At 73.5% G+C, this 15,745-nt stretch carries 14 protein-coding genes and 1 pseudogene; 9 read left to right on the forward strand and 6 right to left on the reverse strand.

Annotation, left to right across the window (positions count from 1 at the left end; all coding sequences use genetic code 11):
- Positions 1-39 precede the first annotated feature (39 nt).
- The gene (gene pgm, locus IE94_RS0114595) at positions 40-1,680 is read left to right on the forward strand and encodes a phosphoglucomutase (alpha-D-glucose-1,6-bisphosphate-dependent) (RefSeq protein ID WP_030183550.1); all 1,641 of its coding nucleotides are present in this window, start codon (positions 40-42) and stop codon (positions 1,678-1,680) included.
- A gap of 39 nt (positions 1,681-1,719) precedes the next feature.
- Here pgm and IE94_RS0114600 read toward each other — a convergent pair whose 3' ends face one another.
- On the reverse strand, positions 1,720-2,916 hold the full coding sequence (locus IE94_RS0114600) for a cytochrome P450 (protein WP_030183553.1): 1,197 nt from the start codon (positions 2,914-2,916) through the stop codon (positions 1,720-1,722).
- Between the two features lie 188 nt (positions 2,917-3,104).
- Between IE94_RS0114600 and IE94_RS35595 the strand changes: the two are divergent.
- Together IE94_RS35595 and IE94_RS0114610 are read left to right on the forward strand one after the other, a co-directional pair.
- Positions 3,105-3,844 (forward strand): annotated as a pseudogene (locus tag IE94_RS35595) (SAM-dependent methyltransferase).
- Between the two features lie 103 nt (positions 3,845-3,947).
- Entirely contained in the window at positions 3,948-4,424 is a 477-nt protein-coding gene (locus tag IE94_RS0114610) for an ATP-binding protein (protein ID WP_030183556.1), read from the forward strand.
- A 579-nt stretch (positions 4,425-5,003) separates the two neighbouring features.
- Here the strand turns inward: IE94_RS0114610 and IE94_RS0114615 are convergent.
- Positions 5,004-5,558: a GNAT family N-acetyltransferase gene (locus IE94_RS0114615; RefSeq protein WP_030183557.1), complete on the reverse strand. Its 555-nt coding sequence runs from the start codon at positions 5,556-5,558 to the stop codon at positions 5,004-5,006.
- 141 nt (positions 5,559-5,699) lie between these two features.
- Between IE94_RS0114615 and IE94_RS0114620 the strand changes: the two genes are divergently transcribed.
- The 4 genes from IE94_RS0114620 to IE94_RS0114635 all read left to right on the forward strand — a co-directional run bounded on the left by IE94_RS0114620 (position 5,700) and on the right by IE94_RS0114635 (position 10,569).
- A complete protein-coding gene (locus IE94_RS0114620) occupies positions 5,700-7,622 on the forward strand; it encodes a SpoIIE family protein phosphatase (RefSeq protein ID WP_037922681.1) in 1,923 nt (640 codons plus the stop codon).
- A gap of 264 nt (positions 7,623-7,886) precedes the next feature.
- Positions 7,887-8,447: a hypothetical protein gene (locus IE94_RS0114625; protein ID WP_030183560.1), complete on the forward strand. Its 561-nt coding sequence runs from the start codon at positions 7,887-7,889 to the stop codon at positions 8,445-8,447.
- Positions 8,448-8,563: 116 nt separating this feature from the next.
- Positions 8,564-9,265 carry a class F sortase gene (locus IE94_RS0114630; RefSeq protein WP_030183562.1) on the forward strand — a complete coding sequence of 234 codons (702 nt, stop codon included), beginning with the start codon at positions 8,564-8,566 and terminating at the stop codon, positions 9,263-9,265.
- 152 nt (positions 9,266-9,417) lie between these two features.
- A complete protein-coding gene (locus IE94_RS0114635; protein ID WP_030183565.1) occupies positions 9,418-10,569 on the forward strand; it encodes a SchA/CurD-like domain-containing protein in 1,152 nt (383 codons plus the stop codon).
- 32 nt (positions 10,570-10,601) lie between these two features.
- Here the strand turns inward: IE94_RS0114635 and IE94_RS0114640 are convergent, their stop codons facing one another.
- Positions 10,602-11,630: a methyltransferase gene (locus IE94_RS0114640; RefSeq protein ID WP_030183568.1), complete on the reverse strand. Its 1,029-nt coding sequence runs from the start codon at positions 11,628-11,630 to the stop codon at positions 10,602-10,604.
- A gap of 64 nt (positions 11,631-11,694) precedes the next feature.
- Positions 11,695-12,765, reverse strand: a complete 1,071-nt coding sequence (locus IE94_RS0114645) for a right-handed parallel beta-helix repeat-containing protein (RefSeq protein ID WP_030183570.1) — start codon at positions 12,763-12,765, stop codon at positions 11,695-11,697.
- Positions 12,766-12,908: 143 nt separating this feature from the next.
- Between IE94_RS0114645 and IE94_RS0114650 the strand changes: the two genes are divergently transcribed.
- Together IE94_RS0114650 and IE94_RS0114655 are read left to right on the forward strand one after the other, a co-directional pair.
- Positions 12,909-13,700 (forward strand): restriction endonuclease, encoded by a 792-nt coding sequence (locus IE94_RS0114650; RefSeq protein WP_030183572.1) that lies wholly within the window; start codon positions 12,909-12,911, stop codon positions 13,698-13,700.
- Between the two features lie 73 nt (positions 13,701-13,773).
- Positions 13,774-14,310, forward strand: a complete 537-nt coding sequence (locus IE94_RS0114655; protein ID WP_030183574.1) for a cysteine hydrolase family protein — start codon at positions 13,774-13,776, stop codon at positions 14,308-14,310.
- A gap of 42 nt (positions 14,311-14,352) precedes the next feature.
- Here the strand turns inward: IE94_RS0114655 and IE94_RS0114660 are convergent, their stop codons facing one another.
- Together IE94_RS0114660 and IE94_RS0114665 are read right to left on the reverse strand one after the other, a co-directional pair.
- Positions 14,353-14,844 (reverse strand): DUF5949 family protein, encoded by a 492-nt coding sequence (locus IE94_RS0114660; protein WP_030183576.1) that lies wholly within the window; start codon positions 14,842-14,844, stop codon positions 14,353-14,355.
- A gap of 103 nt (positions 14,845-14,947) precedes the next feature.
- The gene (locus tag IE94_RS0114665) at positions 14,948-15,664 is read right to left on the reverse strand and encodes a FadR/GntR family transcriptional regulator (RefSeq protein ID WP_245235255.1); all 717 of its coding nucleotides are present in this window, start codon (positions 15,662-15,664) and stop codon (positions 14,948-14,950) included.
- Between the last annotated feature and the right edge of the window lie 81 nt (positions 15,665-15,745).

Genomic DNA, 15,745 nt, shown 5'->3' on the forward strand with positions numbered 1-15,745 from the left:
CCGCGAGCGAAGTCCCGACCTATGCGGAGGAGTGGACGCATGCAGCACGACCGAGCCGGAAAGCCGGCCGGCCCCGAGGATCTGATCGACGTCGCCCGGCTGGTGACGGCGTACTACGCGCTGCACCCGGACCCGGCCGAGCCGGGGCAGCGCGTGGCCTTCGGGACGTCCGGACACCGGGGTTCGTCCCTGGCGGCGGCGTTCAACGAGGACCACATCGCCGCCACCAGCCAGGCCATCTGCGAGTACCGCTCGGCACAGGGCACCGACGGTCCGCTCTTCCTGGGCGCCGACACCCACGCCCTGTCCGAGCCCGCGCGGGTCACCGCACTGGAGGTGTTCGCCGCCAACGACGTGAGCGTCCTCATCGACAGCGCCGACGGCTACACCCCCACCCCGGCGGTCTCCCACGCCATCCTCACCCACAACCGGGGCCGCACCTCGGGCCTCGCCGACGGCGTGGTCGTCACCCCCTCGCACAACCCGCCCGCCGACGGCGGCTTCAAGTACAACCCGCCGAACGGCGGCCCCGCGGGCTCGGACGCCACCTCGTGGATCCAGGACCGGGCCAACGAGATCATCACGGCCGGACTGAAGGACGTACGGCGGCTCCCCTACGCGCGGGCCCTCGCCGCCCCCAACACCGGCCGTCACGACTTCCTCGACGCCTACGTCCGCGACCTGCCGAGCGTCCTGGACCTCGACGTGGTCCGCTCGGCGGGCGTCCGCATCGGCGCCGACCCGCTGGGCGGCGCCTCCGTCGCGTACTGGGGCCGGATCGCCGAGCAGCACCGCCTCGACCTGACGGTGGTCAACCCGCTGACCGACCCCACCTGGCGCTTCATGACGCTGGACTGGGACGGCAAGATCCGCATGGACTGCTCGTCGCCGCACGCGATGGCCTCCCTCATCGAGGGGCGCGACCGCTTCACCATCGCCACCGGCAACGACGCCGACGCCGACCGCCACGGCATCGTCACCCCCGACGGCGGCCTGATGAACCCCAACCACTACCTCGCCACCGCCATCGCCTACCTCTACGCCCACCGCACCGACTGGCCCGCCGGCGCGGGCGTGGGCAAGACCCTGGTGTCCTCCGGGATGATCGACCGGGTCGCCGCCGACCTCGGCCGCCGCCTGGTCGAGGTACCGGTGGGCTTCAAGTGGTTCGTGGACGGACTGGTCGACGGCTCCCTCGGCTTCGGCGGCGAGGAGTCCGCCGGGGCGTCGTTCCTGCGCCGGGACGGCTCCGTGTGGACCACCGACAAGGACGGCATCATCCTCGCCCTGCTCGCCTCCGAGATCACCGCCGTCACCGGGAAGACGCCCTCCGAGCAGTACGCCGCGCTCACCGCCCGGTTCGGCGAACCCGCCTACGCCCGCATCGACGCCCCCGCCACCCGCGAGGAGAAGGCCCGCCTGGCCAAGCTGTCCCCGGCCCAGGTCACCGCCGACACCCTCGCCGGGGAGGCGGTCACCGCCGTCCTCACCGAGGCACCCGGCAACGGCGCCCCGATCGGCGGCATCAAGGTGACCACCGAGAACGCCTGGTTCGCGGCCCGCCCCTCGGGCACCGAGGACGTCTACAAGATCTACGGCGAGTCGTTCCTCGGCGCGGACCACCTCCGGCAGGTGCAGGACGAGGCCAAGCTCGTCGTCCTCGGCGCCCTGGGCGGCTGACGCCGTACCGTCGCCGCCCCACCGCGCTTCCCGGGCCGGTCAGCCGCGGCCGGCCCGGGGGAGCGCCACGGTCAGGCCGCGGATCTCGTAGCCGTCGATGGCCTGCTGGAAGGCGACGCGCGGCTCCCCGACCGTGTGGAGGCCGTCGAGGGCGAACAGACGGCTGAGGAACACATCGGTCTCCAGGAGGGCGATGTGCGCCCCGGGGCACCGGTGCGGCCCGTCGCCGAAGGAGAGCCCCGCACCGACCGTCCCGGCACATTCCGGGCGGACCAGCAGCGGATCCTCGCCCACGGCCTTCGGGTCCGTGTTGGCGTCGTCCAGGTACACCTCGACGTACTCGCCCGGGCCCACCGTCACCGGCCCCTCGGGGCAGGACAGCTCGACGGTCTCCACGGCCCGCCTGCGCAACCGCCCGATGACGGGCTCCAGCCGCAGCAGCTCCTGGAGGACGGCCAGGCGCCCGGTCTCGTCCGCCGACCGGTAGTGCTCGCGCAACCCGGCGTCCGAGAACAGGTGCCAGGCGGCCAGGCACACGAACTCGCGCGTGGTGACCATGCCGGCCGCGGCGAACGTCAGGCACTCACCGAGGATCTCGACGTCCGAGCAGCCCTCGGCGATCAGGTGGGAGATCAGGTCGTCGTGGACACGGCGGCGGTGCGCGCGGATAGCGGGCCGCACGTCGGCCAGGTGGATGCGCAGCCAGTTGGTGTTCTGCCGCACCAGCCAGTACAGGCCCCGGACGCTGGTCAGCCCCGGCTCGCCGAACTCCTCGGGGAAGAACCGCTCCAGTCGGCGGCGGATGCCGGGCCTGCCGTACCGCAGCCCGACGACCTCGCTCACCACGCCGACGGCCAGACCGAAGGCGAGATCGGAGAGCGGGGCCTCGCCCGCCGAGCGCAGGACGGCCAGTTGCTCCTCGGCGATCCGCACCATCGGCTCGCGGTAGTGCTCGTCCACCCGGCGGGGAGTGAAGTAGCGGGCGGTCTGCCTGCGGTGCTCCCGGTGCTCGGGGCCGTCCCGGTAGAGCACGGGCCGGCGGACGCGCGGCGGGAGCTTCTCCACCGTCTCGACGCCGAGACCGGCCTGCACGGTGCCCGGAGCCCGCAGCAGCGCCCGCGCGCCGGCGAGATCGTGCACCTGCCAGGTCCCGTCCGCCGCCCGGTCGACCGGGCACCCCGGTCCGGCCCGCCCCCGGTCGGCCTTCCGCGCGGAGACCGGTCCGTCCTGCACCACTGGCCACCCCCAGGTCCGCCCGTGCGGCCCCTGCGGCCACCCGGCTCGACGACGTGGTCAACAGGATCGGCCACCCGCCCGGAGCCGACCAGCCCCCCAACACGCCGAGTCGGACGGCTCCGGACCCGCCGGGCGGGACGGCTGGGAAATCGGGTGCGCCGTCCGGGACGCCGTGCGAGGTTCCGCCGGTGGACCGTCAACAGATCTCCCTGCTCGCCCATGCCGACCATCCGATCGCGGCACCGCTCGACGACGACTCGGTCCGTCGGCTCCTCGCCCGCGCCGTCCCCGACGACGACGGCGCGCGCGTCCTCGACCTGGGCTGCGGCGGCGGCGAGTGGCTGCTGCGCGCCCTCACCCGGCATCCGCGTCTCGTGGCCGAGGGCGTCGACCTCTCCGGGAGCGCCCTCGACCGTGCCCGCGCGGCCGCGGCCCGGCTCGGCGTGGCGGACCGGCTGACCCTGCACCGTCAGGACGCCGCGCGGTTCAGCCCCGCGCACCGCTTCGACCTGGTCCTGTGCGTCGGTTCCACGCACGCGTTCGGCGGCCTGGCCGCCACCCTCGCCGCAGCGCGCGAGCACCTGGCGCCCGGCGGGCGCGTCCTGGTAGGCGACGGATTCTGGGAACGCGACCCGTCCGCCGAGGCCGTCGAACTGCTCGGCGCCCTCGACGACCTGCCCACCACCCTGGAGCGGGTCGCCGCGGACGGCTGGACGCCGGTGGACGGGCACATCAGCACCCGCGCGGAGCTCGACGCCTACGAGTGGTCCTGGACGGGGCACTGGCCACCTGGGCACTGGACCACCCCGGCGACCCGGACCGCGCGCAGGCACTCGGGACGGCCGCCGACCACCGCGACGGGTGGCTGCGGGGCTACCGCGACTGTTTCGGCTTCCTCTGCCTGGTCCTGCGCCCGACCGACGCCTAGCGTCGGCCCGCCGCGCGGGTCGGGGTGGGACGGGTGATGTTTGCCGGATTCGGGGGTAGACGGGCAGGCGTAACGGTCAAGGCTCAGGAAGAGGGCGGATCGGATGGACGGGGCTGCCCAGAGGGGGGACCGGCTGACAGACGTGCCGGTCAAGGTTTCGGCGGAGTACATGGGCAGGCCCGGCGACATCGCCCGGGGCCGGGAACTGGCCCGGAGGTTCCTGGCACGCGCGCGCACGGTCCGGGGGGTCGCGGTGTCCGACCGCGCGGTGGAAGTGGTGCAACTGGTGGTCAGCGAACTGCTGACCAACGCCTGCAAGTACGCGCCCGGTCCCTCGCTCGTCGACCTGGAACTGGCCGAGGACCGGGTGGAGGTCACGGTGTGGGACAGCGCGCCGGTGCTGCCCGTGCCCGAGTCCGCGGACCCCGGCCGGATCGGCCGGCACGGGCTGGAGATAGTCATGGCCGTCTGCCAGAGCTTCGAGGTGCACCGGGAACCGGTCGGCAAGCGCATGCGGGCCGCGGTGGGTCTCGCCGACGACCGGAACGACACGGCCACCCCTCTCGGCCGGCCCGCCTGACCCACCGCCCCCCACGGCGCCGGACCACGTACCCGGGTGGGCAGGCGCCTCCGCCTGCGACGGCACGGCCGACCGCCGTCGGCGGGCAGGCCGGCCCGGCCCGGCCCACAGCGCCGCGCCGTCCCGCGCGGCGGCGGGCAACGGGCCCGGGTGAGGACGCGCACCGGGCTCCGGCGGTGCGGCTGCTCCCGGCGCCTCGGCCCGACCGGCCGAGGCGCCGCGGCGCCGCGGCGTCATGCGGCAGTGGGGCACCGGCCAGGTGGCAGCGCGCCCCGGCCTCATCGGTGCGGCTGCTGTCGCCGAGTCGGCGTGAGCGCCGCCGCCGCGCCGGGCGGGGGGCCATCGGCTCCGGTGGCCAGTCCGGGGGGCGCGGGTCGCGCGCGGCGCCGGACCTCCGGGCGTACGAGGGCCCCGCCTTCGCCGCTACGTGGGCAGGGCCACCGGCGCGGCCGCCGTCGCCCGCCGAGTCGCGGTCCTTCGCCCGAGGCCGCGCCGGCGCCGCGCCCGCCGGCCACCCGACGGTCCCGGATCGCCCGTCCCGCCACGCCGGGACGAGCACCGCCCTACACGGCGGCCCGGCTACCGGCCGCCCGGCCGACGGTCCTCCGCGCGCAGGCGGTACACCACCGAGCGGCGCAGTGGGCTGCCCTCGGGGATCTCCGGGTCGTCGAAGTCCTCGGCCGGGTCGTATCGCATACCGAGGCGGTCCATCACCGCCCGCGAGCGCAGGTTGCCGGCCCCGGTCACCGCGAGCACCTCCGGCAGCGCGAGGCGCTCGAAGGCGTGGGTCACCGCGGCCCGGGCGGCCTCGGTGGCGTAGCCGTGGCCCCAGGCCCGGCGGGCCAGACGCCAGCCCGCCTCCACCCCGGTGAACGGCATGCCGTCCTCCACGGGATCGAGCCCGGCGAAACCGATGAACTCGCCGGTGGCGGCGATCTCCACCGCCCACCAGCCCCAGCCCCGCCGGTCGAGATCGGCCTGGAAGCGGGACACGGACGCCTCGCTCTGCGCCCGGGTCAGGACCTCCGGGAAGTACTCGCGGACCACCGGGTCGGCGTTCATGGCCGCCCACGGGTCCAGGTCGCAGGCCCGCCAGCCGCGGAGCACGAGACGATCGGTTCGAAGTTCTGGCATCACGCGAAGGTACGTGGTCCGGCCCGGCGGAGCGACCGGATTACCCGCCCGGATCCTCCCCCTTCGGTCGCGCCGGGCGGTTCGTCCCCGTCCGCTCGGGGAACCTGGCGCAGTGGACGGCATCGGAAGGCTGTGAGGGTCGTGACGTCACGCTGGGCGGGCCACCGGGACGGCGAGGAACCAGGGCACGCCGCGGCGGCCGGGCCCCAGGACGCGCCCGAGTCCGCGGAGCCCGCGGAGTCCGACTTCTCCCGCGCCGTCCTGCGCGCGCTCGGCGCCGGAGTCCTCACCCTCGGCCCCACCGCCCGGATCACCTCGGTGAACCCTTGGGCCGAGCAGCTGCTGGGACGGCGGGAACAGGAGATGCTCGGGCACGACGCGCACGACCTCCTGCACCGGCACGCCGACGGCAGCCCCGTGCCGCGCGAGCGCTGCGCCCTGCGCCGCCCCCTGCACGGCGTGCCCGCCGAGGAGGGGAGCGAGGAGTACTTCCAGCGGGCCGACGGCACCACGGTCCCCATCATCTGGGCCACCACCCCCCTCGTCCGCGGGGGACGGCAGGAAGGTCTGGTGCTCGTCTTCCACGACTTCAGCCTGCACCGCAGCGCCGCCGAGGAGACCGAGGCGCGGACCACCGCCCTGGAGAACCTCACCGCCCAGCTGCACCTGGTCGCCGAGATCTCCACCGTGCTGGTCCCCACCGAGCGCACCTCCACCACCCTCCGCCGCCTCGTACGGCTGCTGGTGCCGGAACTGGGCCAGTGGGCGGCGGTCGACGTCTACCCGGGCCAGTCGGACGTACTGGAACGGGTGGCCGTCCGCAGCAGCGACGAGCCGGAGGGGGCCCGAGCACTGCGCGGGCCCATGACCTCGCTGCCGGACCAGGCCCGCGCCGCGCTGACCCTGCTCATCAAGGGCGACCGGCCCGTACCGCTGACCGCCGACCAACTGTTCCACGACCCGGAGCACCCGCTCGCCGCCACCCACCGGGTGCTGTTCGAACGGCTCGGCGGTCACGCGGCCGTCGCCATCCCCCTGCGCACCCGGCAGCGGTCCTACGGAGTGCTGACCGTGGCCCGTGCGAGGGAGCGCCCCGCCCACAGCGAGGCCGAGGTCGCCCTGCTGGCGGACATCGGCCGCCGCGTCGGAATGGTCCTGGACAACGCCAGGCTCTACCACGAGCAGCAGAACGTCGCCGAGACCATGCAGCGTCAGCTCCTGACCCCGCTTCCGCAGGTCGACCACCTCCGGATGGCCGCCCGCTACTGGCCCGCCGAGCGCGCCATGGAGGTCGGGGGCGACTGGTACGACGCCTTCCTCCTCGGCGACGGGGTGATGACCCTGGTCATCGGGGACGTGGTCGGACACGACCTGCAGGCCGCCGCCCACATGGCCGAGGTCCGCAACATGCTGCGCGCCCTCGCCTGGGACCACCAGGAGCCGCCCAGCGTGATCATGCGCCGTCTGGACGAAGCCGTCACCAACACCAGCGACGCCCCCATGGCCACCCTCGTCTTCGCCCGCGTCGAAGGCGCCGAGGGCGGCCCCTGGCGGCTGCACTGGGTGAACGCCGGCCACCCACCGCCCCTGCTGATCACCCGGGACGGCGCGACGCGCTTCCTGGAGGGCGGCCACGGCCCGCTCATCGGCATGAGCGCCACCCTGCGCCTCGGCCTGGACTGGCCCGACACGCGCGAGGACCTCCCGCCGGAGAGCATCCTCCTGCTCTACACCGACGGCCTGGTGGAGAGCCGTGACCGCCCCATCGACGTGGGCATGGACCAGCTCCGCCACCACGCCGGCACACTGGCCGGCCGGGTGGGCAGATGGAGCGTGGACGACTTCTGCGACGAACTGCTCGCGCGCATCGCCCCCCGCGGCGACGACGTCGCCCTGCTCGCCCTGCGCCTGCCCGACGCCGGTATGGGCGCCCCCGGCGACACGGAGCCGCCCCCGCCGCCCCAGTCCGGGCAGAGCGAGGCCGCCCCCGACCGGGCCGCCCCCGGCTCCCGCCGCCAGGAGGCCGAGGTGCGGGACCCGACCCGCACGGACCCTGGGGAGTAGCGGGTCCCGGGGCGCTGCGCCGGGTGGGGGTGACGGTCCTCGCGGGGTGACACTCCGTCCGGACCGGCCCAACTCAGCTGTCCACCGGCGGTGTTCACGCCCCCGGCCACCGTGTCCCCGGCACCCGAACGGGCGGGGTGTTCACCCGGCTGAGCGCCTTGAGTGGTGCGAGACGGGCGGTGGGCTGACGGTGATTCACGTCGGGGCCGGGTCACTTCAGCTGACGAAGCACCAGCTGCCCGGTCGTGACGGAAGGAATCTCAGATGCGCTCTGCTCGCATGCTCCTGACCACGGCGGCGGCCTCGGCCGTCTTCGTCCTCGGTGCCCCCGGCGCCTACGCGGCGGCCGGTGGCGACTGGGACCACGACGACTCTTCCTACAGCAAGGAGCACGACAACGGAAGCAAGCACGACGAGCCCCGCGGCGGGATGCACACCGGCGGTGGCGCGCTCGCCGCGGTGAGCGAGGGCGACTGGGACCACGACAAGGCGTCCTCCGGCGAGGAGCACGACAAGGGCGGCAAGCACGAGGAGCCGCGCGGCGGGATGCACACCGGCGGCGGCGCCCTGACCGCGGTGAACGAGGGCGACTGGGACGGCGGCGGCCGTGAGTCCAAGGAAGGCGGCTCGCAGACCTACCAGCAGGACGAGGGCGAGAGCTCCAGGGGCGGCGGCGAGCACGAGAAGCCGCGCGGCGGCATGCACACCGGCGGCGGCGGCCTGGCCTCGCCGACCACGACCGCGGGCGGGCTGGCCGTCCTGGCCGTCGCCGCGACCGGCCTGTACGCCGTCCGACGCAAGAAGTCGGCTCACGGAGTGGCGTAAGCCGTGCCGGGCGCGATAGCAGCCGGGCCGCCACCCAGGAACCACGGGGCGGCCCGGCTCGCTCCCGCCGCCCTCCGAGTCCGCCCCGCCGCCGTGCCCCAGTGAGGTCGTCCCCGATGTCAGTCCCCCCTTCCGCCCCCGCCCCAGCCGACGACGACACGACGACCGGTCAGGGGTCCCGCTCCGGTCTGATGGTGCTGTGCGCCGTGGCCCTGCTGATCCTCGCGGTGAGCCTCGTCGGCGGCAACGACACGTCCGCGGACTCCGCCCGCCCCCCGCTGCCCGCCCACCCCGGCACGACCGCCTCGTCGGCCCCGTCCGCTCCGTACGCCCCCTCCGCGACCGGCGCGGCGGGAACCGCAGTCCTGCCCCGGTCGAAACCGGTGCGCCTGCTGATCCCCGAGATCTCGGTCGACGCCCCCTTCACCGACCTCGCCATCGGCGACAAGGGGCAGCTGCAGCCGCCGCCGGCCGGCGACACCAACCTGGTCGGCTGGTACGCCAAGGGCGCCTCCCCCGGCGAGAAGGGCACCTCGATCATCGCCGGGCACGTGGACACGAAGACGTCGGCCGCCGTCTTCGCCCGCCTCGACCAGCTCGACAAGGGCGACAAGTTCCGGGTCGAGCGCGCGGACGGGCGTGCCGCGACCTTCGTGGTCGACAGCCTGGAGACCTTCGCCAAGGACGAGTTCCCGAGCGACCGGGTCTACGGCGACGCCGACCGTCCCGAGGTGCGGCTCATCACCTGTGCGGGCGACTACGACCACAAGGCCAAGGACTACACGGACAACCTGGTCGTCTTCGCGCACCTCGCCTGAACCCGCGCCCACCGGCCCTCCGCGGCACCGGTCACCCGCGCAGTGCACACCGGTCGCGCGCCGTCCGAGCCGGGCACAGGATCGAGGCAAGCCGGCGTCGCATCACCGCGGCCGACGTTCCGTTCCGCCCCCGCGAAGGAGATGTGCGCAGGATGACCACCACATCCACCCCTGCTTCCGAATCGCTGACGCGACAGCTGTCGCACCAGGTCTCCCAGTCCGTCTTCGACGGCTCCCGCCTGAGGGTCGTCCTGCTGGTCGAGGTCTACGACGGGGCCCAGCAGCAGTTCCTGGAGACGTACGAGAACCTGCGCAGCCACGTCGAGTCCGTCCCCGGGCACATCGGCGAGCAGCTGTGCCAGTCCATCGAGAACCCCTCCCAGTGGCTGATCACCAGCGAGTGGGAGAGCGCACCGCCGTTCCTGAACTGGGTGAGCAGCGAGGAGCACGTGCGGATGGTCAAGCCGCTGCACAGCTGTGTCCGGGACACCAGGTCGCTCCGCTTCCACGTGGTCCGGGAGACCGGTCGTCCGGCGGCCGGAGCCGATGCCTCCCGGGGCGGGCTCCAGGCCGCGCCGCGGGTCGGCGACGGCCTCATCCGGCACGCGCTCACCTTCACGGTGAAACCGGGCAGCGAGGAGGCGGTCGGCAAGATCCTCGCCGACTACGCCTCCCCCGAGCCGCGGGTGGACGACAGCACGCGACTGTGCCGTACCTCCCTGTTCCTGCACGGCAACCGGGTGGTGCGGGCGATCGAGGTGCGCGGAGACCTGCTCGCCGCGCTGCGGCACGTGGCCGAACAGCCCGAGGTGCGGGCCGTGGAGGAGGCCATCAACCCGTACCTGGAACAGGACCGGGACCTCGGCGACCCGGAGTCCGCCCGGGTGTTCTACACGCGGGCGGCGCTGCCCGCCGTCCACCACGTGACCGCGGGCGAGCAGCGGGGCGAGGCGCAGCGGCACGCGCTGTCCTACCCGGCCCGGCCGGGCTGCGGCATGCGGCTGGCCGAGCTGCTCGCCGAGCACGACGAGGCGGCGGCCGGGGATCCCCGCAGCCCCGTCCTGTGCAGCACCATCTTCCAGCGCGACGACGTCGTGGTGCGGCTGGTCGACGTGCGCGGCGACCTCCACGAGGGCGATCCCGCGGTGACCCTCGGCCTGCCGGACGCCGACCGGGTGTCCGAGCTGACGACCCTCCTGGACGGCTTCACGGACGCCGGTTCCCCGACCGACGGCGGACTCGTCCGCGCGCTCGAGGGCGCCCGGATGGAGCTGGTCACCGACCGGCGCGCGCCGGACGCCTGAACGCCCCCCCCGCACGCGTCGGCCGGTTCGGCTCACTCGGGCACGGTGCAGTCGAAGGCGTGCAGATACGGGTTGACCGGGCGGATGTCGTCGATGACGAGCCCCGCCTCGGTCAGCCGGCCGACCATGCTGTCGGTGGTGTGCTTGGCACCGCCGACGTTCAGGAGCAGCAGCAGGTCCATGGCGGTGCTGAACCGCATCGAGGGGGTGTCGTCGACCAGGTTCTCGATGACGACGACCCGGGCCCCCGGACCGCCGGCCGCCATGACGTTGCGCAGCGCGCGGGCCGTGCTGTCGTCGTCCCACTCCAGGATGTTCTTGATGACGTACACGTCGGCCCGCACGGGGACGGCCTCGCGGCAGTCGCCCGGCACGATGCGGACGCGGTCCGCGAGCGCACCGCCCTCGCGCAGCCGGGGGTCGGCGTTCTCCACCACCCGCGGCAGGTCGAGCAGGGTCCCCTGCATGGCCGGGTACTTCTCCAGCAGGCTCGCCACCACGTGCCCCTGGCCGCCGCCGATGTCGGCGACCGAGCCGCTCGCCGACAGGTCGAGGAGCGCGGCGACGTCCTGGGCGGACTGCCGGCTGGACGTCGTCATGGCGCGGTTGAAGACCTCCGCCGACTGGGGCGCGTCCTCGTTGAGGTAGGTGAAGAACTCCTTGCCGTACAGGCCCTCGACGACGTTGGAGCCGGTGCGCACCGCCTCGTCGAGCAGCGGCCAGGCGTCCCAGGTCCACGGTTCGGTGCACCACAGGGTGATGTTGCGCAGGCTGTGCGGGTCGTCCTCGCGCAGCAGGCGGGACATGTCGGTGTGCGCGAACGTCCCGTTCCGGTGCTCGGTGAAGACGCCGTAGCAGGTCAGGGCGCGCAGCAGCCGGCGCAGCGGTTTGGGCTCGGTCTTCACCGCGGCGGCGAGGTCCTCCACCGCCATGGGGGAGTCGCCGAGCGCGTCGGCGACGCCGAGCCGTGCGGCCGCGCGGAGGGCGGCGGCACATGCCGCCCCGAACACGAGCTCCCTCAGCCGCATGGGCGGGGGTGGGGCAGTCTGTGCGGTCGTCATGTGCCGCTTTCCTTCCTTCTTCGGTCCATGGGCCTCGTCCGGTCCACGGGTGACTACGGCCGGCTCAGCACAGACCCGCGGGCTTGGAGGCGCCGCAGGTGTTGCCGGTGAAGGTGTTGCTCTTGCCGGTGTCGCCGGTCCCGGCGTTGACCAGGTCGGCGGGGGAGTTCTGGTTCAGCCGGTTGCCGTTGACCTGGTTCTTCGAGTTGGCGGTGCCCACCATGCTCGCGGCCAGGACGATGCCGCCGGACATCGACGACTTGCCCGAGTTGCCCTCGACCGTGTTGTCGGCGACCAGGACCTTCTCGACACCGGTCAGGACGATGCCGGAGCCCTGGAGCGCCTCCAGGCGTTCGGTCTTCGGGCAGGACTTGTTGTTGCGCAGGACGTGGTTGTCCCGCACGACCAGGTCACCGGCCTTGGGCGTGTTCTCGTCGCCCACGACGAACACGCCGGCGCAGTTGCCGGTGATGTGGTTGCCCGCGACGGCGAGGTTGCGCAGGCGCCGGACGGTGACACCGATCCTGTTGCCCTCGAGCCGGTTGTGCGCCACGAGGGTGCCCTCGGTGTCGGCGGAACCCTCCTCGGCCTTGATGGCGTTGGCGAGGAAGACGCCCGCGTCGCCGTTGTCGCGGGCGGTGTTGCCGCGGATGATCCCGTGGACCGAGCGCTCCTGGGCGATGCCCCAGACGCCGTTCTTCACCGCGTTCACGTTCCGGACCGTCAGCCCGTCGGTGGCGATCGAGAACACACCGGTGTGGGTGAACCCGGTCACCGTCAGGTCGGAGACGGTGACGCCCTTGACGTTCCGGTCCTTCGCGCCGATCACGCAGATGCCGTTGCCGTCCTCGGCGCACCGGTTGCCGGCCGCCTTCCGGGTGCTGGGCGTGATGACCGTGGAGCGGCCCATGCCCCGCAGGGTGAGACCGGGGGTGCTGACCTTCACGCTCTCGCGATAGGTGCCGGTGGTGACGAGAACGGTGTCGCCCGGTGCGGCGGCGTCCACCGCCTTCTGGATCGATTGCCCGGGGTGGACCAGATGGGTCCTGGGGACGGAGGACGCCGGGGCAGCGCCGAGCCCCGTCCCGATCACGGCTGCGGTGCACACCAGGTACACGACATGGCATTTCTTCATATTCCGAAAGGTATGCCGGACATATTCCCCGACGGCTCGGATGGGCCATCCGACGGCGTGTCATGAACGGACGCTGAACCGGTGGTTCTTGGGCACAAGACGTACGTGATCTTCATGTCGTCCACCCGGGAGGAACCACCGACGTGACCGTGCCCGAACGCCCTGTCCGCGGCGGACGCCTGGGGCGTCGCTTCGACCTCCGGGCGACGACCGTGACGTTCGCCCTCGCCGCCGTCGCCCTCGTCCTGGTGGGCTGGGTCGTGCGCATGGCGTTCGATGTGGCGCAGCGGCGGCCCGCCTTGGTGTTCGTCCTGGTCCTCGGGGCGGTCACGGCCGCCCTCCTGCGCCGCCGCGCGCGGAGCCGGAGCTCCGCCGCGCGGGCGGCCGTGCTTACCGCGGACGCCCTGGCGGCGGCCACGGCGACGGTGCTGGACGAACTGGAGCAGGGACGGGCGGAAGGGGTGGAGCGCGCGTGCGCCGAGGAGGCCACCGTGGTGGTCCGCGCCGAGCACGAGGGGCTCAGCCCCGAGGAGTTCGAGGAGGCGATAGCGGACCTGTGCAGGCGTGACGGCTGCACGGAGGTCGAGGTCGTGGGCGGGGCGGGCGATCTCGGGGCCGACGTGCTGGCGGTGGCTCCCGACGGCAGGCGGGTCGTCATCCAGTGCAAGCGCTACGCCGACGACAACAAGGTCGGCTCGCAGGACCTCCAGCGCTTCGGCGGCACCTGCTTCACCGTGCACGGGGCCGACGTGGCGGTCCTCGTCACCAGCAGCGACTTCACCGCACCGGCCGCCGACTACGCCGAGTGGTGCGGCATAGTCTGCGTGAACGAGGAACGGCTGCGCGACTGGTGCGAGGGCGGGGGACCGGCGCCCTGGGAGCGGCTTCCGCCCAAGGGAAACGGGACGGAGCCGTCCGAGCGGGCCCTGTGGTGAGCCGGGCGGCCGGCCGACCCGCGGTCGGCGGGTGCACAGGGTTTCACCGCCGTCCGGTGGCAACCTGTGCGGCATGGGCAAGACCGCACTGATCGTCATCGACATGATCAACACCTACGACCACCAGGACGCCGAGTTCCTGATCCCCGCCGTGGAATCCGTACTGCCGAAGGTGACCGGCCTGCTGGACCGGGCGAGGCGGCAGGGCGTCCCCGTGATCTACGTCAACGACAACTTCGGGGAGTGGCGCTCGCACCACGGCGAGATCCTCGACAAGGCCCTCTCCGGGCCGCACTCCCGACTCGTCGAGCCGCTGAAGCCCGACGAGTCCTCCCTCTTCGTGGTCAAGGCACGCCATTCGGTGTTCTTCGAGACCCCGCTGACCTATCTGCTCCACCAGCAGGGAATCGACCGGCTCGTGCTGTGCGGGCAGGTGACCGAGCAGTGCGTGCTCTACTCGGCGCTGGACGCCCACATCCGCCATCTCCAGGTCATCGTGCCGCGGGACGCGGTCGCCCATATCCACGCCGACCTGGCGGACGCGGCGCTGCGCATGATGGAGCGGAACATGGGCGCCCGGGTCTGCGACAGCGGCGAGTTGTGGACGTGAGACCACCCGCCGCCGCGCCGTGGGCGGGAGAAGCGCCCGGCGTCAGGTCCGCAGGCTGCGCACGGGCAGGACCACCTGCGCCGCCGAGGCGAGGGTGTCCTCGTGGTTGGCGAAGGCGGCGACCGCGGCGCCCTCGCCGGGCTCGCCCCCGGACCAGGGGCGCGTGGCGAAGATGAGGCAGGCGTACCCCCGCCGGTCGGCCGCCGCCCGCCACTGCGCGGTGGGCGCGAACTGGGCGTTGACCCCCGGCATGGTGAGGGCCGCCGCGCCCGGTACGACGAGCAGGCCGATCGGGAAGTCGGACAGGACGGTCGCGTCGAGGACGGTGTCGCCGCCCACCGACAGTCCGGAGCGGCTCAGCAGCCCCTCGACGGCGGCCGGGGCCGCCTCCGGGCCGCCCTCCCCGTCGCCGAGGGAGCAGGCGAGGAGGAAGGGGACGTCCCCATCGGGCGTCTCACGGCTCCAGGACATGATGACGAGGGTGCCGAGGTCGGCGGTTCGCAGCGGGCGCGGGTCAGTGGAGATCGAGGTCACCGCGAAACGGTAAGCGCGCACGGCGACGCACCCGGCCGGCCGTCACCCGACTGGAGGACACCCTCGCGCTTCTTCACACGAACGAGGGTCGCCCGCCGACCGGTCAGTGCTGCGACAACCGTCCGCGGATGTCGTCGAAGTGCCGGTGCACGGCCGTCTCGGCGGCCTCCGCGTCACCGGCGCGCACGGCCTCGACGATCCTGGCGTGCATCCGGGCCAGCTCCTCGCCGTCGGCCGCCGCGCCGATCCCCCGCGCTTGGGCGCGCACCCGGTGGAAGGCGCTCCAGAAGGCGTCGAGCAGCTCACTGAGCAGGTCGTTGTCGAGCGAGCGGTGCAGCACCCGGTGGAAGGCGCGGTCGGTGCCGGACGCGATCTCGCCCCCTTCGCGCACCTCCGTGTGCATCGTCTCCACCAGCGCGTCCAGCTCGGCCAGGTCCTCTTCCGGCAGCCGGCCGGCGAGCCGGTGCATGAGCCCCGCCTCCAGGGCCTCGCGCAGTTGCAGCAGTTCGAGCAGGCTGCCCCGGCCCCGGCGGTGCCCGACCACCGTGCGGAACGCCATGGCCTCGGTCATCGGCTCCAGCGACATGGTCCCGACATAGGTGCCGAAGCCCCGCCGGATCTCGACGATGTGCATGGCCTGGAGGGACTTGAGCGCCTCGCGCAGGGAGTTGCGGCTGACGCCGAAACGCTCCATCAGCTCCGTCTCGGTGGGCAGCGGGTCGCCGGGGCCGAGGCCCTGTTCGACGATCAGCTCCTTGACCTTCTCCTCGGCGTCGGCGGCGACCGAGCGCATCTGGTGTCCCCTCTCGACCCTTGACATCCCCTGCTCCGACATGTGTCACTCTAACAGGACGTAGGACATCCTACGTCCCTCGCCACCAGGGCCTCGGTTCGCTGCTGC

This window comes from Streptomyces violaceorubidus (assembly GCF_000717995.1).
Lineage (GTDB): Bacteria > Actinomycetota > Actinomycetes > Streptomycetales > Streptomycetaceae > Streptomyces > Streptomyces violaceorubidus.